A 20,350-nucleotide genomic window follows, 5' to 3' on the forward strand; every position below is an offset into this window, starting at 1 on the left:
GCGCCAGCTCGCCCACGGGCGGGGCGGGCGTGCCGGGGCCGCGGTGCCGGAGCACGGCGCCCAGCAGGCGGCGGCCGGAGAGGGGGACGCCGAGCGCGCGGGCGCGGGCGGCGGCCTCCTGCGGGTCGGAGTAGGCGTGCGCGAGGATGCGGGCGATGATCGTGCCGTGGGCCTGGCGTTCGACGCTCTCGGCGTGCCGGTCCAGGAGGCGGCCGAGGGCGAGGGTGGTGGCGGCCCGCTCGATCAGGACGGTCTCGCGGGCGGACGGCGGGGACCCCAGGACGATGATCAGCCGCCCCCAGTCCTCGCCGCGCGCGCCGACCGTCGTGACCAGCCACCCGGACGTGGCGTCGAAGCCGGTGCGCTGCTCGGGACGGACGGCGCGCGAGCGGGTCTCCCAGGCCGACAGCAGCTCGGAGGGGTCCCCGCCGTCGGCGTCGGCGGCGAGGACCTGGTGGGACAGGTTCTCCAGGACGACCGGGTGCCCGCCCAGCGCGGCGACCTGGCGGACGACCTCGTCGGTGGAGGCGCCCTCCACCGACAGCTGGGTGAAGATCTCGTGCAGCTGCTCGGACGCGCGCAGCTCGGCGAACTGCTCCTGGACGATCCGGCCGTGCACGGACTCGGTGATGTCCACGAACGCGGGCTCGTGGGCGAGGACGATCACGGGCAGGCCGTGGTCCTCGGCGGCGGCGATCAGGGCGGGCGGCAGCACGCTGGCGTAGCGGCGGCCCAGCTCGATCATCAGGCCGCTGGCGCCGACCTCGGCCAGCTCGCCGATGTAGGCGCGCAGCCGCTCCGGCTCGTCGGGCAGGGCGATGCCGGTGGTCAGCACCAGCTCGCCGCCGTGCAGCAGGTGGGCGATGTCGGTGACCTCGGCGACGTGCACCCAGCGGACCCGGTTGCCGGTGCGGTCCGCGCCCGCGACGACGTGCGGCTGGCCGCGGCGGACCGCGTCGAGCTGGAGCACGTCGTCGAGAGTTGGCAGCATCAGCTGTGATGATATCCGGCCCCTGAACCCCCGTATGGGCCGTCACCAGGGCACCGCCGTCCAGCACACCGTCAAACCTTCGTGCCGGGTCGTGACACTCTGCCTGTGGCCGGGCGGGCTCCCGGCGGCACAGACTGAGGGCATGTCGGAACACGCGAACCTGCTGCGCCGCCACAGGGCGGTCATGCCGTCCTGGCTGGCGCTGAACTACGAGAGTCCCATCGAGATCGTCGGCGGCAAGGGCGCCCGCGTGACCGACGCCGAGGGGCACGGCTACCTCGACTACTTCACGGGCATCCTCACGAACATGATCGGGTACGACGTGCCCGAGGTGCGGGAGGCGGTGGAGCGGCAGATCGCCACCGGCGTCGTCCACACCTCCACCGCGTACCTACTGCGCGGGCAGGTCGACCTCGCCGAGAAGATCGCCCGGCTGTCGGGCATCCCGGACGCGAAGGTGTTCTTCACCAACTCCGGGACCGAGGCCAACGAGACGGCGCTGCTGCTGGCCGCGTACGCGCGGCGCAGCGACCAGGTGCTCGCGATGCGGCAGAGCTACCACGGCCGGTCCTTCGGCGCGGTCGGCGTGACCGGGAACCGGGCGTGGACGAACATCTCGTACTCGCCGCTGAACGTCCACTTCCTGCACGGCGCCGACCGGCGGCTCCCGCAGTTCGCCGGGATGTCGGACGGGGCGTACGTCGACGCGTGCGCCGAGGACCTGCGGCACGTGCTGGCCACCGCGACGGGCGGGGACGTGGCGGCGCTGATCGCCGAGCCGGTCCAGGGCGTCGGCGGCTTCACGATGGCGCCGGACGGGCTGTTCGCCGCCTACAAGGAGATCCTGGACGAGTACGGGATCCTGTTCATCTCCGACGAGGTCCAGACGGGCTGGGGACGGACCGGCCAGGGCTTCTGGGGCATCGACAACCACGGCGTCCAGCCGGACATGATGACCTTCGCCAAGGGCCTGGGGAACGGCTTCGCGGTCGGCGGCGTCGTGGCCCGCGGCGAGCTGATGGACGCCCTGCACGCGGTGGGGCTGTCCACGTTCGGCGGGAACCCGATCTCCATGGCCGCCGCCAACGCGACGCTCGACTACGTTCTGGACCACGACCTCCAGGCCAACGCGGCGCGGCAGGGCGAAACGATCATCGGCGGGCTGAAGGGGGCCGCCCGGCGCTTCCCCGTGGTGCGGGAGGTCCGGGGCAAGGGCCTGATGTTCGCGGTGGAACTGGCCGACCCGGGCACCGGCGAGCCGAGCCCGTCGCTGGCAGCTGCGCTGATGGAGGCGGCCCGCGAGCGGGGGCTGCTGGTCGGCAAGGGCGGCTTGTACGGCAACGTGGTGCGCATGGCACCACCGCTGACCCTGACCGACGCCGAGGCCGCCGAGGGCCTGGGCATCCTGATCGCATCTCTCGAAGCAGTGAACGAGGCCGCCGCATCATGACCGACGCCAAGCACATCACCCACTGGATCGGCGGCAAGCCGTTCGACGGCGACGCCGACCGCCGGGGCGAGATCTACGAGCCGTCCACCGGGCGCGTCTCGGGGACGGTCGACTTCGCCGGGCAGGCGGAGGTCGACGCCGCCGTCGCGGCGGCCAGGGCGGCCTTCCCCGCCTGGCGCGACGCCTCCCTGACCAAGCGGGCGAAGGTCCTGTTCCGGTTCCGGGAGCTGCTCACCGAGCACCGCGACGAGGTGGCCCGGCTGATCTCGTCCGAGCACGGCAAGGTCGTCTCGGACGCGGCGGGCGAGGTGGCCCGCGGGCTGGAGGTCGTGGAGTTCGCCTGCGGCATCCCACACCTGCTCAAGGGGGGCTTCTCCGAGAACGTCTCCACGCGGGTGGACGCGTACTCGATCCTCCAGCCGCTCGGCGTGGTCGCCGGGATCACCCCGTTCAACTTCCCGGCGATGGTGCCGATGTGGATGTTCCCGGTGGCGATCGCGTGCGGCAACACGTTCGTGCTCAAGCCCTCGGAGAAGGACCCGTCGGCGTCGGTGCGCATGGCGGAGCTGTGGGCCGAGGCCGGGCTGCCGGACGGCGTGTTCAACGTCCTGCACGGCGACAAGGCCGCGGTGGACGGGCTGCTCGCGCACCCGGACGTCAAGGCGGTCAGCTTCGTCGGCTCCACCCCCATCGCCCGCTACATCTACGAGACGGCGGCGCGGGGCGGCAAGCGGGTGCAGGCGCTCGGCGGCGCCAAGAACCACATGGTCGTGCTGCCCGACGCCGACCTCGACCTGGCCGCCGACGCGGCCGTGTCGGCGGGCTTCGGCTCGGCGGGGGAGCGCTGCATGGCGATCTCCGTCGTCGTCGCCGTCGACCCGGTCGGGGACGAGCTGATGGCCAAGATCCGTGAGCGCGTCGCCAGGTTGAAGATCGGCCCGGGGGACAACCCCGAGTCGGAGATGGGGCCGCTGGTCACCCGGCAGCACCGCGACAAGGTCGCCTCCTACCTCGACAGCGGCGTCGAGCAGGGCGCCACCCTCGCGATCGACGGGCGCGGCACGCCGGTGCTGGGCGGCGGGGGCGACGGGTTCTGGCTCGGCCCGTCCGTGCTCGACCACGTCACCCCGGAGATGGACGCCTACCGGGACGAGATCTTCGGCCCGGTGCTGTCGGTCGTGCGGACCGGCTCGTACGAGGAGGCCGTGGGGCTGATTTCCGCCAACCCGTACGGGAACGGCACCGCGATCTTCACCAACGACGGCGGGGCTGCGCGCCGCTTCCAGAACGAGGTGGAGGTCGGGATGGTCGGCATCAACGTGCCGATCCCGGTGCCGATGGCCTACTACTCGTTCGGCGGCTGGAAGGCGTCCCTGTTCGGCGACAGCCACGCGCACGGGATGGAGGGCGTCCACTTCTACACGCGGACGAAGGCCATCACGGCACGGTGGCTGGATCCGAGTCACGGTGGCGTGAACCTCGGGTTCCCCACCAACGGCTGACGCCCTTCCCGCCCCCGGCGCCGGCGTCGTCGCGCTCCTCGCCCTCGCCGCCGGTGCCGCCGTCGCCGCCGGCCTCCCCGGTGCCGTCGGGTTCGCCCTCCGCGTCCGCACGTCCGGTCTCGTCCTCGGACGCGCGGGCGCGGAGGGCCGACAGGGCGAGGCCGACCGCCAGGCAGGCGAACGGCATGGCGGGCACCACGTAGCGGTAGTCGAAGTCGGCGCTGGCGATGGGGAACAGCAGCAGCGTCACGCCGGTTCCCCACGCCATCAGCACCTCCCGGCGCCGCCGCCGCGCCACCGCGACCCCGGCGGCGCCCAGCGCGAACAGCGCCCCGAGCGCCGGTCCCGGCACGAACCAGCGGTCCTGGTAGTCGATCATGCGGCCGGCGTGCGGCTGGACGACCTCGCTCGGGGTGTCGGTCCGGCCGTAGCGCATCGCGTCCGACAGCGCCGTCCCCCCGCCGCCCCAGCTCCGCCCGCCGGGGAAGACCTGCGGGCGGTCCGGGAAGTGGTACAGCCCCTCGGTCGCGGCGGTCGGATGGGGCGAGCGGTCCCAGGCGAACGCCATGCCGACGCCGTGCCCGACCGTCCGCAGGTAGGCGCCGGGCTGGGCGAGGATCGCGCGGATCGAGAAGTCGCGCAGGGCGGCGTTGGCCTTCGGCGTGACGACGCTCCCGTAGATCACGCGGGGCGGGACCTCGGCCCGCCAGATGAGGTGGCCGGGCGGGTCGTGCTCGGCCTTCGTCGCCGCGTCGAGGCAGAGCGCCTGCTCGTTCGAGGGCAGGTCGATCTTCGAGCAGTCGGCGAAGCCGGCCGTCCGGCCCCACAGGTAGATGCCGTCGGACGTGGTCAGCGCGTAGGTGCCGCGCTCGGCGTGGAACCACATCGCGTACGCGACGAGCGGGACGGCCGCGGCGGCGCCGAACGCGAGGGCGGGCCGCCACCCCTGGCGCCGCATCAGCAGGCAGAGCAGGACCACCGGGACCAGCGGGGCGCCCGCCGAGCGGACGAGGACGGCGTAGCCGAGCAGCAGCCCGGCGGCCAGCGCCATCCACCAGGTCGGTCCCGCGTCCTTGCCGGGGGCCGCCTTGACGCGCCACAGCAGCAGCGTCAGCGCGGCGGCGATGAGGAAGGTGAACAGCGCCTCGGACATCAGCAGGTGTTCGAGCTCCACCTGGTACGCGTCGTACAGCAGGGGCAACGTGACGATGGCCGCGCCCCATCCGGGCAGGCCCGCGCGGCACAGCACCGCGTACGCCATCACCGCGACGGCCAGGCCCATCAGGTGCTGCACCGCCACCACCGCGGTCAGGCTGTGCAGCGGCTCCATCAGCCGCAGCAGGAACGGGTAGCCCAGGGTCTTGCTGGGGGACGGCTGGGGATGCAGCGCGTAGGCGACATAGAAGTAGGAGTCGCCGGTGAACCACAGGCCCTTGGGGTAGGCGCGCATCGCCGTCCAGCGCAGGAGCGCCCCACCGGCCAGGGCCAGCAGGAACGGTGCGTGGCGGAGGTGGGGATGGTACGCCCGGATCGCCTTAAGGGCCGCGAGAAGCCGTGAGGGCACGCGGATCCGCCTCGCCGGTCGGTGACAAGGATTGTCACGCTAGGTCGCCGCGGTGTCGTCCAGGTGAACGCTGAGTGACCTCAGGCGAGCCGCGACGGGCCCGCGACGCGAACGGGCAGGTCCGGCGGGCCGCCCCCGGCCCGGCCAGAGACTTTCTCCCATCCGGACATTTTCGTCGTCAATTTTCGTCCGGACGGCTCGGACAAATAATAGCTACAACCATTGACTGGATCTGTGCCGGGCGACACAATCTGACTGTCTCAATTAAATGCAACGAATAAAAAGGTCAGGACCCGAACTCGGGTTCATGGCCGCGGGGCCGGCGCAGGGAGCCGCGCTATGACTGCTGACGACCACGCCGCGGAGGTCGACGCGCTCGGGAGGCGATTTCCGGGCTGGACCATCTGGTTCGGCTTGTTCACCGGGCGCTGGTGGGCGCTGCCGCCCCGCGACCGCGACGTGGGCGACCTCCTGGAGGCCGACACCCCGCAAAGGCTCATCGCACGGATCGAGGTGGTCAGGCAAACGGTACCGAGGCGACCCTTGATCGACGACGGCCCGTGGCCGTACACAGACCCCCGGCAGGACGCGCGACGTCCCTCGAACCTCCTCCGTCTCGAGGGCGTCACACCGTCGCCGTTCGGCCGGGTACCGGTGAGCGCGTGGCCAGGCAGCACTGCAAGGTGATTCCGCTGTTCCCCAACCTCGTCACGCCTCCCGGTGCCGCCGCGGCCCCGTGAAGGACAGCAGCCCGCGCCATATCCCTCTCCAGCAACCTCCGTATGTGGCGCGGACGCCAGCACACGCTGTCCTTCCCGGGTCGCGGCGGTTTCTCCATTATTAAACCGTCCGAAAATGGCCAGACTAAGCGTCGTTTCCAGGCGGCCCGTTTCAGGGCGGGCGGAAGGGGCGAAAAAGTCCCCGGCCCCGATCTCCTGTAATCGGCGGTGCGCCCGCCCCGACTCGGCGGGAAAGTTCCGGTGCGGCGGCGATTCGATCGCGGAAGGCCCCCGGGACCGATGAGAGAAGCGGCGGAGGGCGGCCCGGACGGCCGTCCGGGCCGGGTACGGAGATCACGCAGGGCCGGAGACGCTACGCTGCGCCGACGGGCCCGTTCGCGAGGGGGACGGTCCGGCGGACGGATCGGGAGCGACATGCGGCGGATGGCCACGGCGCGGGCCAGGATGACGACGGCGCTGGTGGTGGCACTGGTGCTGACGGGCGCCTGCAGCGGTCAGGACGAGCCGGTCGGCACCGTCAAGGTGGCCAGCACGCTGGGCCCGGGCGAGGGCAACCTCAACCTCGTGACGCTGCCCGGCGCGATGGAGAGCGGCGGCAACGACCCCCGCGTCGACTGGGTCACCCCCTTCCAGGAGCGCACCGGCTGCAAGGTCGCCTGGAAGGTCGCGCGGAACCCGCGCGAGATGACCGACCTCATGAGCGACAAGGACCGCCGCTACGACGGCGTCGCCGCCTCGCCCGAGGTCGCGGGCCAGCTCGTCGCCACGCACCAGGCCACGCCCGTCAACACGAACCTCGTGGACGGCTACAAGAAGCTGGAGCCGCGGCTGCGGGCCCTGCTCAAGCACAGCGGCAAGTACTACGGCGTCCCGTACATCTGGGGCTCCAACCTGCTCATGTACGACACCCGGGCCGTCCAGGCGCCGTCGAGCTGGGCGGCGCTGTTCGAGCCCGAGCAGGCCCGCAGGTACTCGGGACGGGTCATCGTGCGCGACAGCCCGCTGGCCATCGCCGAGGCCGCCCTCTACCTCAAGGGCAAGGACCGCAAGCTCAAGATCGGCGACCCGTACTCGCTGACCGCCAAGCAACTCGCCGCGGTCGGACGCGTGCTCGCCAAGCAGCGCCCCCACGTCAAGGACTACTGGGCGCTGCCCGCCGACGCCGTCAGCGCGTTCGCCGGGGGAGAGGCCGTGCTCGGCGAAGCCTGGCCGTACCAGGTGGACGTCCTGACCCGCGCGTCCAAGCCCGTCCAGGGCGTGGCGCCGTCCGAGGGCGTCACCGGCTGGATGGACGCGTGGATGATCGGCGCGCGCGTGCAGCACCCCAACTGCATGTACCAGTGGCTGCAATGGACGGCCTCCCCGGACGTCCAGCAGCAGGTGGCCGAGTGGACCGGCGTGGCCCCCGCCAACCCCCAGGCATGCTCGGGCGACCGCCTCAAGTCCGGCTTCTGCAACGCCTACCACGTCGGCGACCGCGCCTATCTGGACAAGGTCATCTTCGCCCACACCCCCACCAAGGAGTGCCGCGGCCCCGGCGACAACAAGGGCAAGCACGAATGCACCGACTACGCCGAGTGGATGAAGACCTGGATCGAGTCCACAAAGCAGTAACGGCCCTGCCCCTGCCCCCGCGCCGGGGTCCGTCCCAAGAGAGCCCGGCGGCGGTGTCACGACAGGCTCAACCGTCACGCGATCGCGCGACCTGACCTGTGGGGCGAAGCCGAAGGCGAGCCCCTCCGGGAAGATCGCGAAGCGATGTCGCGATTCGCCCCAAGAACGGTCAGGGGGCGAGCCGTCAGGCGAGCCCCCTGGGCCGGGGTTTGAATAAATAAGAGGCGCGCCCGACCGCCCCCAGCCGGGCGCGCCTCCTTGGGGTGGTCCCGGGCTTCCCCCCGAAGGCCCGGGTCACCCTTCTCCTGGAGAGCTCTTCATGTCGGCGGCGCGTAGGCCGCCGTCGTCATTCACGAACTGCCGACAGGGGGAGCCGATGTCGGCGGTTCCCGCCCTCCCCGCTGTGCATGGGGTGCCGGGCGGGGGTCGCTTCACGAGTGGCTTAACCGCCATGCGATCGGGGGCCCTGACCGGGGGTGCGAAGCCGGAGGCGAGCAACCCCGAGAAGATCGCGAAGCGATGTCGCGATCGACCAAGCACGGCCAAGCTGCGAGCCGCCAGGCGAGCAGCTTGGGCCGGGATTGAGTAGACGCTGCCGCCAGGCGGGCACCTTGGCCCGGGATTGCGTGAACACTGCGCAGTCGTCGCAGGCGAACACTCCGGACGAATCGGGCAGGCGGCCGACGCGGACGCGCGGCCGGGGCCATCTCTTGCGGCAGACGGCGCAGGCGTCGCCGAGGCGCTGGGCGGTGCTCAGCGCGCCCGGGTCGAGCGTCGGCTCGCCCCTCTGGCCCATGTCCCCATCCCCCCGGCGGGAGTCGACCCCGCGTGACTCCTTTATAGGCGGGGAAGTGTGTTGTCCCTGTTACCGCAGGTGAAAGGGGTGGCAAAGCCTCGCATGCCGCCCGCCGTGTCGGTTCCCCGGACAAGATCGTCCAACGCTATGCGCTCCACGAGGGGGCACTTTGCCGTTCTTTGGGCGATCAATGCGTACAAAGGAGGCATGTCGGTCCGGAACGTCCTGCCGCGCGTCCGGCCGCACGGGCCGCGCTCCACCCGGGCGCGGGCGACGCTGGCGGCGACGAGCCTGATCGGCTCCCTCCTGGTGGCCGCGGCGGCCGTGTCGGCCGTCGTCCTGCGCCTGCTCATCGGCCCCCGCCACGACGCCGCGCTCGCGTCGACCATGGCGGTGCTGTGCGCCGTCGCCGTCGGCCTCGCGGTGTGGGGTGCCCGTCGCGCCGCCGGGCGGGCGCTGGGGCGGGTGGCGCGGCTGGAGGCGGAGATGCTGGACATCACCGTGTCCGACCCGGCCCGCCGGGTGGCGGTCCCGGCGACCGGCGACGAGGTCGCGCGGCTGGCCGGCCGGGTCAACGCCGTCCTGGCCCGGCTGGACGGCGCCGCCGCGCAGCGCCGCGCGTTCATCGCCGACGCCTCGCACGAGCTGCGGACGCCGCTGACCGGGCTGCGGACCCGGCTCGAACTCGCCCTCGGCGATCCGGACCCGGAGGACGGCGACCTGCTGGACACCCTGCGGCACGCGCTCGACGACACCAAGCGGCTCCACCAGATCGTGGAGGACCTCCTCGCCCTGGCCCGCCTGGACTCCGGCGACCGCGCACTCCACGAGGCCGTGGACCTCGGGGCGGTGGTGGAGGCCGGGCTGTCCCGGCGCACCCCGCCGGTCCCGGTGGCGGTCAAGGCCGAGTCGGACCTGGTGGTGGAGGCCAACCGGCCCCAGCTGTGCCGCGTGCTGCTCAACCTGTTCGCCAACGCCGAGCGGCACGCCGTCGCGATGATCGAGGTGGAGGCGCGGCGCGAGGGCGGCGAGGCCGTCGTGGAGGTCCGCGACGACGGGCCCGGCATCCCGGCCGCGGACCGGGACCGCGTCTTCGAGCGCTTCACCCGTCTGGACGCCGCGCGCAGCCGCACCGACGGCGGCAGCGGCCTGGGCCTCGCCCTCGCCCGCGAGATCACGCTCGCCCATGGCGGGCGCCTGTACGTCGGCGAGGGCGCCTTCGGGGCCCGCCTGGTCCTGCGGCTCCCGCTCCTCGGGGCCGAGGCCGAGCGCCCCTGAGGCCCCGCGGCGCCGCGCGCTCCGAGCGGCGATGCCCGACAATGGGCGGGTGATGTCTCCCTCAAACGCCTCCCGCGACGTGGTCGTCCTCGGTTCGACCGGCTCGATCGGCACCCAGGCGCTCGACGTGATCCGACGCAACCCCGGCCGGTTCCGGGTGGCCGGCCTCGCGGCCGGCGGCGGCCGGGTCGGCCTGCTGGCCGAGCAGGCGCTGGAGTTCCGGCCCGAGATCGTCGCCGTCGCCAAGGCGTCCGCCGCGCAGGAGCTGCAGCTCGCCTTCTACGCCGAGGCCAAGCGGCGCGGCTACGCGTCCGGCGACTTCGCCATCCCGAAGATCGTGGCCGGTCCCGAGGCGGTGGCCGAGACCGCCGGATGGCCGTGCGACGTGGTGCTGAACGGGGTGACGGGGGCGCTCGGCCTGGCCTCGACGCTGGCCGCGCTCGACGCGGGACGGACGCTCGCCCTGGCCAACAAGGAGTCGCTCATCATGGGCGGCCCGCTGGTCAAGGAGCGCGCGCGGCCGGGGCAGATCGTCCCGGTCGACTCCGAGCACTCCGCGCTGGCCCAGTGCCTGCGGGGCGGGCGGGCGCAGGAGGTGCGGCGGCTCGTGGTGACCGCGAGCGGCGGCCCGTTCCGGGGACGCGGGCGCGCGGAGCTGGCCGATGTCACCGTGGAGCAGGCGCTGGACCACCCGACCTGGGACATGGGGCCCGTCATCACGATCAACTCCGCGACCCTGGTCAACAAGGGCCTGGAGGTCATCGAGGCGCACCTGCTCTTCGACATCCCGATGGACCGGATCGAGGTCGTGGTGCACCCGCAGTCGGTGATCCACTCGATGGTGGAGTTCACCGACGGCTCGACGCTGGCGCAGGCGAGCCCGCCCGACATGCGGCTGCCGATCGCGCTCGGCATCGACTGGCCCGACCGCGTCCCGGACGCCGCCCCGGCCGTCGACTGGACGAAGGCGCACACCTGGGAGATCGTCCCGCTGGACGACGAAGCGTTCCCGGCCGTGGCGCTCGCCCGCCGCGCCGGTGAGCTGGGCGGCACCGTCCCGGCCGTGTACAACGCCGCGAACGAGGAGTGCGTGGAGGCGTTCCGCTCGGGGCGTCTGCCGTTCCTCGGGATCGTCGACACGGTCGTGCGGGTGGTGGAGGAGCACGGGTCCGGCGCGTCCGGCGGGCTGACGCTGGACGACGTCCTCGACGCCGACGCGTGGGCCCGCACCAGGGCCAGGGAGCTGACCGGCACCTGACCGGCCCGGAGCGCCGGATGATCGGCGGGCCGCGCGCGGCGGCGTTCTTCGGGGGTTCGGGGGTAGTCCCCAGGGACCAGAAGACCCCGGGGTGTCCGGGGACGAACCCTTTGGGAGGGCCCCGATGGCCTTTCTCCTCGGCGCCGCCGCCTTCGTCGTCGCGCTGCTGGTGTCGGTGATGCTCCACGAGGGCGGGCACCTGCTGACCGCCAAGCGGTTCGGGATGAAGGCCACGCAGTACTTCGTCGGGTTCGGACCCACGCTGTGGTCCCGGCGCCGGGGCGAGACCGAGTACGGCGTCAAGGCGATCCCGCTGGGCGGCTTCGTGAAGATCGTGGGGTACACGCCGCTGGAGGAGATCGACGCGGCCGACCGGGAGCGCGCGTTCTACCGGCAGCCCGCCGGCCGCCGCGCGATCGTCATCGGCGCGGGCGTCGCCGTCAACCTCGTGTTCGCGTTCCTGCTGCTCATGGCGATGGCGATGACGGTCGGGGTGCGCGAGCCCGGCGCGGTGACGACCACGGTCGACGAGGTCACCGCCTGCGTTCCCGACCGGGTCCAGGACGACTGCTCCGGCGGCGGGCCGCGCTCCCCGGCGGCCGCGGCCGGGCTGCGCGCCGGCGACCGCGTCCTGTCGTTCAACGGCACCCGCGTCGGCGACTGGGACGAACTGCGCGACGCGATCGGCGAGGCCAGGCCCGGGCAGACCGTCCAGGTGGTGATCCAGCGTCCGGGCGCGGCCCGGCCGCTGACGCTTCCGATGCGGCTCGCGGACGTGGACGGCGCGCCGTTCGTCGGCATGTCCGCGCGCGTCGTCGGCCAGGGGTACGAGCGGACGGGCCCGCTGAACGCGGCGGTCTTCGCGGCACGCGGCATCGGCACGGCCGTCGCCGGGATCGGCGAGGTCATGGCCGACCTGCCGTCCGCGATCCCCAAGCTGTTCTCACCCGAGCGGGAGAGCACGCCCGGCGGGCAGGTCGGCAGCGTGGTGGGCGCGACGGACGTGTCCGGCCAGATCTTCTCCTCGGAGAGCTCCGCGCGGGACAAGCTCACCCTGTATCTGTCGCTTGTCGTCTCGGTGAACATCTTTCTAGGTGCGCTCAACGTCTTGCCGCTGCTGCCCTTGGACGGCGGGCACCTGGCCGTGGTCGCCTACGAGCGCGCCCGCGCGCGCGTCGCCCGCGTCCGGGGCCGTCCAGACCCGGGGACGGTCGACATGACGAAGCTCCTTCCCCTCACCTACCTGGCCGTCCTGGTGCTGGTGGGCCTCGGGGTGCTCCTGATCCTCGCGGACCTCCTGAATCCCCTGCGGATACCGCAATGACTCCGAAGGTTTACGCACCGTAGTTGAGCGGTCACACTATTGCGTACCGGTTGTCGTCACCGCATTCCTCCAGGGCGCCTAGTCTTGGACGGGCCGGGGCGACCCCGTCGCGCGGCGAGTCAGAGGAGAGGGATGAGCGTTTCACTGGGAATTCCGACGGTCCGGGGCGACGACGGGCAGGGGGCGCCGCGTCCGGTGGCGGCGCGCCGCCGGTCCCGGCAGATCATGGTCGGGAACGTGCCGGTGGGCGGCGACGCCCCGGTGTCGGTGCAGTCGATGACCACGACCCTCACCGCCGACGTGAACTCCACGCTGCAGCAGATCGCGGAGCTGACCGCGTCGGGGTGCCAGATCGTGCGGGTCGCCGTGCCGTCGCAGGACGACGCGGACGCGCTCCCCGCGATCGCGCGCAAGTCGCCGATCCCGGTGATCGCCGACATCCACTTCCAGCCCAAGTACGTCTTCGCCGCCATCGACGCGGGCTGCGCGGCCGTCCGCGTCAACCCCGGCAACATCAAGAAGTTCGACGACAAGGTCGGCGAGATCGCGCGCGCCGCGCAGGCGGCGGGCACGCCGATCCGGATCGGCGTCAACGCGGGCTCGCTCGACAAGCGGCTGCTGGAGAAGCACGGCAAGGCCACCCCCGAGGCGCTGGTGGAGTCGGCGCTGTGGGAGTGCTCGCTGTTCGAGGAGCACGGCTTCCGCGACATCAAGATCTCGGTCAAGCACAACGACCCCGTCGTGATGATCGAGGCGTACCGGCGGCTGGCCGCCGCCTGCGACTACCCGCTGCACCTCGGCGTCACCGAGGCTGGGCCCGCCTTCCAGGGCACGATCAAGTCGTCCGTCGCGTTCGGCGCGCTACTGGCCGAGGGCATCGGCGATACGATCCGGGTGTCGCTGTCGGCGCCGCCGGTCGAGGAGGTCAAGGTCGGCACGGCGATCCTGGAGGCGCTGGGGCTGCGCACGCGCGGCCTGGAGATCGTGTCCTGCCCGTCCTGCGGGCGCGCGCAGGTGGACGTGTACACGCTGGCCGAGCAGGTCACCGCCGGGCTGAAGGACTTCCCCGTCCCGCTGCGCGTCGCCGTGATGGGCTGCGTGGTGAACGGGCCGGGCGAGGCGCGCGAGGCCGACCTCGGTGTCGCCTCGGGCAACGGCAAGGGCCAGATCTTCGTCAAGGGCGAGGTCGTCAAGACCGTCCCGGAGGCCCAGATCGTCGAGACCCTGATCGAGGAGGCCATGCGCATCGCCGAGGACATGGGGTTCCAGATCACCGAGGACGGCGAAGTGATCGGCGGGGACGGGGCGGCCGGCGGCCCCGGCGCCGAGGTCGTGGTGAGCTGAGCGGTCCGCGCCGGGCCGGCGCCGTTGGAGCGGTGAGCTGAACAGGTAACGGCCAGACCGTTAGAAGGCCCCCGGGTGCGAACCCGGGGGCCTTCTTCACGCTGTGCGTGTGCCCGGAACCTGAACGTTCGCGTGCATCACAAAGTTCCGAGGATCTTGTCACGATTTTGCATCCACTTGTGACAGGGCCTGTCGGCCTGTGCGAATCCATCGTCACAATCTTCACTCATTTACCCGTATGTCTGACTCACCCTGAGTCGGGCCGTAATAGGGGGATATGTGAAGAGGATCGTCGTCGTGGCCGCTGTGGCCGGGCTCGGTCTCACCGGGCTCGGAGCCGTCAGCGCGCAGGCGGCCGCGGGCCCGTCCGGCACGGCAGGGGGCTTCGACCCGGCCGCGGCCAAGTGGCACGCGTGTCCCGCGGATTTCGTCAAGCAGGTGCATGACCTCTACGACGTGCTGTACCCGGTCTCCAAGATCGTGCAGTGCGGCGAGCTTCAGGTTCCGCTGGACTACGCCAAGCCCAAGGGCAAGAAGATCACCCTTCAGCTGACCCGCACCCCGCACACGGGCTCGGGCGCGGCGAAGGGCGACATCGTCGTCAACCCGGGCGGTCCGGGCGGCGGCGGCGCGCTGTTCGGGCCCCGGGTCTTCGCGCAGAACTCGGCTCCGATGCGCGAGGCGTTCAACGTCGTCGGCTTCGACCCGCGCGGCGTCGGCAGGAGCGTCCCGGCGCTGAGTTGCGACCCCAACTACACGAACGCCCCGCGTCCCGACTACGGCACCGGTGACGCCAAGTCCGTCGCCGTCTGGCTGAAGAAGGCCAAGGGCTACGCGGACGCGTGCAAGAAGACCGACAAGATCGGGCTGCTGAACCACATCAAGACGATCGACTCGGTGAAGGACGTCGAGTCGATCCGCAAGGCGCTCGGCAGCAAGAAGCTCGACTACTACGGCGCCTCGTACGGCACCTACCTCGGCTCGACGTACGCCACGGTGTACCCGAAGAACGTCGGCCGCATGGTGCTGGACGGCAACATCGGACCGTCCGACGTCTGGTACGACGCCAACCTGAATCAGGACGTCGCGTTCGACGAGAACATGGAGTACTACTTCGGCTGGATCGCCCGGTACGACTCCGTGTACCACCTGGGCACCAAGCAGGCCGACGTCCGCAAGTTCTTCTACGGGCTGCGCGCCAAGCTCAAGACCTCGCCGGTCTACTACAAGGACCCCGACAGCGGCCAGACCATCGCCGTCGGCCCGGACGAGCTGACCGACACCATCCAGAACGCGGCGTACCGCCGCAACCAGGCCCTCTGGCACGGCTACGCCACCGGCCTGTCGGCCTACAAGAGCGGCAACAACGCCACGTTCGCGCTCACCTTCGGCGCCCAGACCACCGGCGGCGCCGACGACAACGGCTACGCGGTCTACAACGCGGTGCAGTGCACCGACGTGCAGTGGCCGCTCAGCTGGAAGAAGTGGCAGCGCGACAACGAGAAGATCAACAAGAAGCACCCGTTCCTCACGTGGGGCAACGCCTGGTACAACGCTCCCTGCCTGTTCTGGCCCGCCAAGGCCGGCAAGCCGGTGAACGTCGGCCACACCAAGGACCTGCCGAGGAACATTCTGATGTTCCAGTCCACCGCCGACGCGGCGACCCCGTACGAGGGCTCCCTGGAGCTGCACCGCAGGCTCAAGGGCTCGCGCCTCGTCGTCCAGGACGGCGACCGCACGCACTGCATCGTGCACCGCGGCTCGGCGGCCGTGGACGCCTACTTCGACGCGTACTTCCTCAAGGGGCAGCGCCCGAAGGAGTCGACGGTCCACGTCCCGCAGCTCGGCGACCCGAAGCCGCCGTCTCCGGCATCGTCCACGAGCCTGTCCGGCGCCGGTGCGCTGGCGAACGACGTGATCCGCTGACGCGGCACGCCGTTCTGACCGGCTGAACACGAGGGGCCCTGGGGAGCGATCCCCGGGGCCCCGATTCAAGGGGGTTTGGTGAAGAGGATCGTCATCGTCACGGCCGCGGTGGCCGTGGCAGCCGGCGGCACCGCCGCCGCCGTCTCCACGAGCGCGTCCGCGGGCACCACGAGTGCGGCGGACCCGGTCGCGGCCACGGGCATCGCCTGGGGCAAGTGCCAGGTCACCGGGCCCAACGACCCGATGGGCAAGGCGGAGTGCGCCCAGGTCGCGGTGCCGCTCGACTACAGGAAGCCGAACGGCCGCAAGATCTCGATCGCGGTCTCCCGCTTCAAGCACACCGACACCAAGAACTACCAGGGCGTCTTGTTCGTGAACCCGGGCGGCCCCGGCGCGAGCGGCCTGCCGTACGCGCCGGCCCTCGCCCGCTGGCTGGGCGGTGTCGGGCACGCGGCGACCGCCGCCAAGTACGACATCATCGGCTTCGACCCGCGCGGCGTCGGATCGAGCCGGCCCGCGCTGACCTGCGATCCCCACTACTCCGACCCGATCCGCCCGGACTACGTCCCGGGCTCGGCCAAGGAGGAGCTGGCCTGGATCGCCAAGTCGAAGAAGTACGCGAAGGACTGCGCCAAGAAGTTCGGCTGGATGCTGCCGCACATGCGCACCACCGACGCCGCCCGCGACATCGAGACGATCCGCGCGGCCCTCGGGCAGCAGAAGATCAGCTGGTACGGCTTCTCGTACGGCACCTACTTCGGCGCCACCTACGCCACCCTCTTCCCCAAGCGCGTGAAGCGCATGGTGCTGGACGGCAACGTCAACCCGAAGACGGTCTGGTACGACTCGCAGCTCGAACAGGACAAGGCGTTCGAGCGCAACATCAAGGCATGGTGGGCCTGGACCGCCAAGTGGGACTCGGTCTACCACCTCGGCACGACCGAGAAGGCCGTCGAGGCGCAGTACTACAAGGCCCGCACCGACGCCAAGAAGGCCCCGATCGGCGGCAAGATCGGCCCGGACGAGCTGGACGACATCGTCCTGAACGCCGGATACAACACCGGCTACTACATCCCGTACGCCCAGGCGCTCTCGCAGTGGATCAACGGCAAGGACGCCTCCGGCCTGCTCGACTGGCTGAACACGGGCGGCGAGGACAACGGCTTCGCCGTCTACAACGCCGTCCAGGCCGCGGACGCCAAGTGGCCGCGCAACTGGAGCAAGTGGCACAACGACGCCGCGAAGCTCTACAAGCAGGGCTACCGCTTCAACACCTGGAGCAACGTCTGGTACAACGCCCCGATCGCCTTCTGGCCGTTCCAGGGCGGGCCGAAGCTGAAACTGGGCGCCAAGGGCCTGCCGGGCATCCTGATCGTCCAGTCCACGCTGGACGCGGCGACCCCCGTCGCGGGCGGCCTGGAGATGCACAAGACCCTCCCGTCCTCGCGGCTGGTGGAGGAGGTCGGCGGCAAGACCCACGCCAACACCCTCAACGGCAACGCCTGCCTGGACGACAAGGTCGCGGCCTACCTCGACAGCGGCGCGCTGCCGAGGAGCCACCACGGCCCCGACGCCTACTGCAAGGCGGTCCCGGAACTGAACGACCCGGACCCGACAGCGAACTCGGCGAAGGCCGCCGGTGCCATCGCAGGCAAGGACCTCCCCATCGGCCGTCCATAAGTCAAATGCGGATCCGCTCTGCGGTTCGCTGATGTGCGGCGTGCTCGTCGATCCCCTGCGGGGGCGGCGGGCGCGCCGCGGATTGTTGGGGATGGTCCTGGTTCGAGGGAGAATCGCGCAATCGGCTTGTTCCTGGGGCTCGCGGGGGCGGGGCGGTAGAAAGCGGGTGTGCTGAACCTCGCTGGAAAGAGGGCCGCCGCCGGGACGGCCGCCGCCGCAGTCGCGCTCGGCCTCACCACGGCCGCGGCGCTGGAAGCCCCCGCGAGCGCGGCGGCGCGTGGAGCCGCCGCGGCCCCCGGGACGCAGGCGGGGCCCGACCCCGCGCCCCGTCCCGCCGGGCTCGCCTGGACGTCCTGCCCCGCCAAAGACCCGGTGGAGGGGGGACGCCTCAAGGGCCTCCAGTGCGCGACCATCCGGGTGCCCCTCGACTACACCCGGCCGCAGGGCGAGCAGATCACCCTGGCCCTCACGCGGGCCCCGCACACCGCGTCCCGCTCGCAGGGCGCGGTGCTGCTGAACCGGGGCGGCCCCGGCGCCCACGGACGCGACCTGCCGGGCGTGTTCACCTCCGGGCTGCCCAAGAAGGTCGCGGCCGGCTACGACTGGATCGGCTACGACCCGCGCGGCGTGGGCGCGAGCAAGCCCTCGCTGACCTGCGCCAAGAGCTACCAGGACCCCGGCCGCCCGCGCCCCGACCCCATCCCCGCCGACGAGCGCGAGGAGCAGGCCCTGACGCGGCGGGCCAAGGCGTACGCCGACGAGTGCGCGAGGAGGTACCGCAAGGTCCTGCCGCACATGGGCTCGGCGGACTGGGCCCGGGACATGGACGCGATCCGCCAGGCCCTCCGCCAAGACAAGATCAGCTTTTTCGGCTACTCGTACGGCACCTACCTCGGCGCGGTGTACGCGACGATGTTCCCCCAGCGGGTCCGCCGCATGGTGCTCGACAGCGTCGTCCGCCCGAGCGGGGTCTGGTACGACGACAACCTCGACCAGAACGTGGCGTTCGAGAAGCGGATCCGGGCGTACTTCGCCTGGATCGCCCGCCACCATAAGGTCTACAAGCTCGGCGCGTCGGCCGACCGGGTGGCCGCCGCCTACGCCAGGGCCCGCGCCGCGGTGAAGGTCAAGCCCATCGGCGGACGGGTCGGCGCCGCCGAGCTGGACGATGTGTTCCTCGCCGACGGGTACGGCGACTACGGCTGGGCCGTCCACGCCGCCGCGCTGTCCGCCTACGTCGTGCGGCACGACCCCGCCCCGCTGCGCAAGGCGTGGCAGCCGCCCGGACCGCTGGACCACAACAACTACGCCGTGTACAACGCCGTCCAGTGCCGCGACGCGGCGTGGCCGCGCGACTGGAGCCGCTGGCACGCCGACAGCGAGCGCCTCTACCGCGCGGGCTACCGGTTCGAGACCTGGAGCAACACCTGGTACAACGCGCCGTGCGCGTTCTGGGGCGTCCCCGGCGGGCCGCCGCCCGCGGTGGGCACCGCCGCGGCGCCGCCGATGCTGCTGGTCCAGGGCACCGAGGACGCGGCCACCCCGTACGCGGGCGCGCTGGAGACGCACCGCAGGTTCCCGAGGTCCCGGCTGCTGGTGGAGACCGGCGGCGGCAACCACGGCGTCTCGCTGACCGGCGACAAGTGCGTCGACGCGGCCGTCGCCCGCTACCTCGGCACCGGCGGCCTGCCCGCCGGCCGTCCCGGCGCGGACGCGAAGTGCCCCGCCGGGCCGCCGCCGGAGCCCACCGCCGCCAAGAACGGCCGGCGGGACGGGCAGGGCGCCGCCCAGCGGTGAGCCGGGCGGCGACGCGAACCGGTCGGACCCGCGCTTTGTCGGGGGGCCTGGGGGGTCGTCCCCCCAGAATGTGAGGGTAACCGGACGGTGAGGGAACCCGTGGCGGTCTCCGGCCTGGCGACGTCATAGGCTTGTCGGCGTGGTGCTGACAGTGAAGGCCGCACGGGGCCCGGTCCCGTCCCGGAGCCGGTAGCCATGCGCATGCTGGGGTCGCTGCCGGTACGGGTCCTGGACGACCGGTACCGCGCCGAGGCGCTCGCGATCCTCGACGCCGACCCGGTGGAGAACGTGTTCGTCAGCTCCCGGGTGCACGCCGCCGGGCTCGACCCGCGCCGCCTCGGCGCCCAGATGTGGGGCTACCTGCGCGACGGGCGGCTCGTCTCGCTGTGCTACTCCGGCGCCAACCTCATCCCCGTCGCCGCCGGGCCGGAGGCCGTCCGCGCGTTCGCCGAGCGGGCCCAGGCCCAGGGGCGGCGGTGCTCGTCCATCGTCGGGCCGGTGGACTCCGTCGGCGAGCTGTGGGAGATCCTGGGGCCCTACTGGGGGCCGCCCCGGGCCGTCCGCGCGGCGCAGCCGGTCATGTCCACCTCGTCCGTCCCGGCCGTGGAGCCTGACCGGGCGGTGCGGCGGGTCCGCATGGAGGAGTTCGACGTCGTCTACCCGGCCTGCGTTGCCATGTTCACCGAGGAGGTCGGCGTCTCGCCCAACACCGGCGACGGGGGAGTGCTCTACCGGGCCCGGGTCGCCGAGCTGATCCGCGACGGCCGCGCGTTCGCCCGGATCGAGGACGGCCGGGTCATGTTCAAGGCCGAGATCGGCGCCGCCACCCCGCGGGCCTGCCAGGTGCAGGGCGTGTGGGTGCCGCCCGACCTGCGCGGGCAGGGCCTGTCGGTCGCGGGCATGGCCACGGTCGTCCAGGAGGCGCTGCGCAGCATCGCGCCGACCGTCTCCTTGTACGTCAACGACTACAACACGCGGGCGCGGGCGACCTACCGGCGGGTCGGGTTCACCGAGCTCGGCTCGTTCATGTCCATTCTGTTCTAGAACATTCGATATTGCGGTCTTGTTCGAGCGTGCCAGGTATAT

Annotated in this window: 13 protein-coding genes; 11 read left to right on the forward strand and 2 right to left on the reverse strand. The window is 71.9% G+C overall.

The features are described 5' to 3' along the window. Nucleotides 1–991, reverse strand: a 991-nt coding sequence (locus E1298_RS10460) for a PucR family transcriptional regulator ligand-binding domain-containing protein (protein ID WP_207944549.1), incomplete at its 3' end; no start/stop codon positions are given. A 142-nt stretch (nt 992–1,133) separates the two neighbouring features. Between E1298_RS10460 and E1298_RS10465 the strand changes: the two genes are divergently transcribed. Together E1298_RS10465 and E1298_RS10470 are read left to right on the forward strand one after the other, a co-directional pair. Further along, on the forward strand, nt 1,134–2,441 hold the full coding sequence (locus E1298_RS10465; protein WP_131891791.1) for an aspartate aminotransferase family protein: 1,308 nt from the start codon (nt 1,134–1,136) through the stop codon (nt 2,439–2,441). Beyond that, a complete protein-coding gene (locus tag E1298_RS10470; protein ID WP_131891793.1) occupies nt 2,438–3,943 on the forward strand; it encodes a CoA-acylating methylmalonate-semialdehyde dehydrogenase in 1,506 nt (501 codons plus the stop codon). The genes E1298_RS10465 and E1298_RS10470 overlap by 4 nt, the downstream gene beginning before the upstream one ends. Here the strand turns inward: E1298_RS10470 and E1298_RS10475 are convergent. Next, nucleotides 3,879–5,507 (reverse strand): phospholipid carrier-dependent glycosyltransferase, encoded by a 1,629-nt coding sequence (locus tag E1298_RS10475; protein WP_131891795.1) that lies wholly within the window; start codon nt 5,505–5,507, stop codon nt 3,879–3,881. The two genes, E1298_RS10470 and E1298_RS10475, sit on opposite strands and share 65 nt — an antisense overlap. Before the next feature lie 1,154 nt (nt 5,508–6,661). Here E1298_RS10475 and E1298_RS10485 point away from each other — a divergent pair. From E1298_RS10485 to E1298_RS10530, 9 genes are all read left to right on the forward strand, one after another. Continuing rightward, a complete protein-coding gene (locus E1298_RS10485) occupies nt 6,662–7,861 on the forward strand; it encodes an extracellular solute-binding protein (RefSeq protein ID WP_131891799.1) in 1,200 nt (399 codons plus the stop codon). Between the two features lie 1,003 nt (nt 7,862–8,864). Next, on the forward strand, nt 8,865–9,935 hold the full coding sequence (locus tag E1298_RS10495; protein WP_165975400.1) for a sensor histidine kinase: 1,071 nt from the start codon (nt 8,865–8,867) through the stop codon (nt 9,933–9,935). A 52-nt stretch (nt 9,936–9,987) separates the two neighbouring features. Further along, nucleotides 9,988–11,193: a 1-deoxy-D-xylulose-5-phosphate reductoisomerase gene (dxr, locus tag E1298_RS10500; protein ID WP_131891854.1), complete on the forward strand. Its 1,206-nt coding sequence runs from the start codon at nt 9,988–9,990 to the stop codon at nt 11,191–11,193. Nucleotides 11,194–11,317: 124 nt separating this feature from the next. Further along, complete coding sequence (locus E1298_RS10505; RefSeq protein WP_131891805.1) at nt 11,318–12,517, forward strand: M50 family metallopeptidase; 1,200 nt, start codon at nt 11,318–11,320, stop codon at nt 12,515–12,517. A gap of 132 nt (nt 12,518–12,649) precedes the next feature. After that, nucleotides 12,650–13,861 (forward strand): flavodoxin-dependent (E)-4-hydroxy-3-methylbut-2-enyl-diphosphate synthase, encoded by a 1,212-nt coding sequence (gene ispG, locus E1298_RS10510; protein ID WP_131891807.1) that lies wholly within the window; start codon nt 12,650–12,652, stop codon nt 13,859–13,861. A gap of 279 nt (nt 13,862–14,140) precedes the next feature. Then, a complete protein-coding gene (locus E1298_RS10515) occupies nt 14,141–15,787 on the forward strand; it encodes an alpha/beta hydrolase (protein ID WP_165975402.1) in 1,647 nt (548 codons plus the stop codon). 78 nt (nt 15,788–15,865) lie between these two features. Then, a complete protein-coding gene (locus E1298_RS10520) occupies nt 15,866–17,467 on the forward strand; it encodes an alpha/beta hydrolase (protein ID WP_243725502.1) in 1,602 nt (533 codons plus the stop codon). A gap of 168 nt (nt 17,468–17,635) precedes the next feature. Next, a complete protein-coding gene (locus E1298_RS10525; protein ID WP_131891811.1) occupies nt 17,636–19,264 on the forward strand; it encodes an alpha/beta hydrolase in 1,629 nt (542 codons plus the stop codon). 201 nt (nt 19,265–19,465) lie between these two features. Further along, a complete protein-coding gene (locus E1298_RS10530; RefSeq protein ID WP_131891858.1) occupies nt 19,466–20,308 on the forward strand; it encodes a GNAT family N-acetyltransferase in 843 nt (280 codons plus the stop codon). The last annotated feature ends 42 nt before the right edge of the window (nt 20,309–20,350 follow it).

This window comes from Actinomadura rubrisoli (assembly GCF_004349215.1).
Classification (GTDB): Bacteria; Actinomycetota; Actinomycetes; order Streptosporangiales; family Streptosporangiaceae; genus Spirillospora; species Spirillospora rubrisoli.

Excerpts from the sequence above, each read along its gene's own strand:
- E1298_RS10485 (WP_131891799.1), top strand. The coding sequence starts at position 6,662 with ATGCGGCGGATGGCCACGGCGCGGGCCAGGATGACGACGGCGCTGGTG.
- E1298_RS10470 (WP_131891793.1), top strand. The coding sequence starts at position 2,438 with ATGACCGACGCCAAGCACATCACCCACTGGATCGGCGGCAAGCCGTTC.
- E1298_RS10505 (WP_131891805.1), top strand. The coding sequence starts at position 11,318 with ATGGCCTTTCTCCTCGGCGCCGCCGCCTTCGTCGTCGCGCTGCTGGTG.
- dxr (WP_131891854.1), top strand. The coding sequence starts at position 9,988 with ATGTCTCCCTCAAACGCCTCCCGCGACGTGGTCGTCCTCGGTTCGACC.
- ispG (WP_131891807.1), top strand. The coding sequence starts at position 12,650 with ATGAGCGTTTCACTGGGAATTCCGACGGTCCGGGGCGACGACGGGCAG.
- E1298_RS10465 (WP_131891791.1), top strand. The coding sequence starts at position 1,134 with ATGTCGGAACACGCGAACCTGCTGCGCCGCCACAGGGCGGTCATGCCG.
- E1298_RS10495 (WP_165975400.1), top strand. The coding sequence starts at position 8,865 with ATGTCGGTCCGGAACGTCCTGCCGCGCGTCCGGCCGCACGGGCCGCGC.
- E1298_RS10530 (WP_131891858.1), top strand. The coding sequence starts at position 19,466 with ATGCTGGGGTCGCTGCCGGTACGGGTCCTGGACGACCGGTACCGCGCC.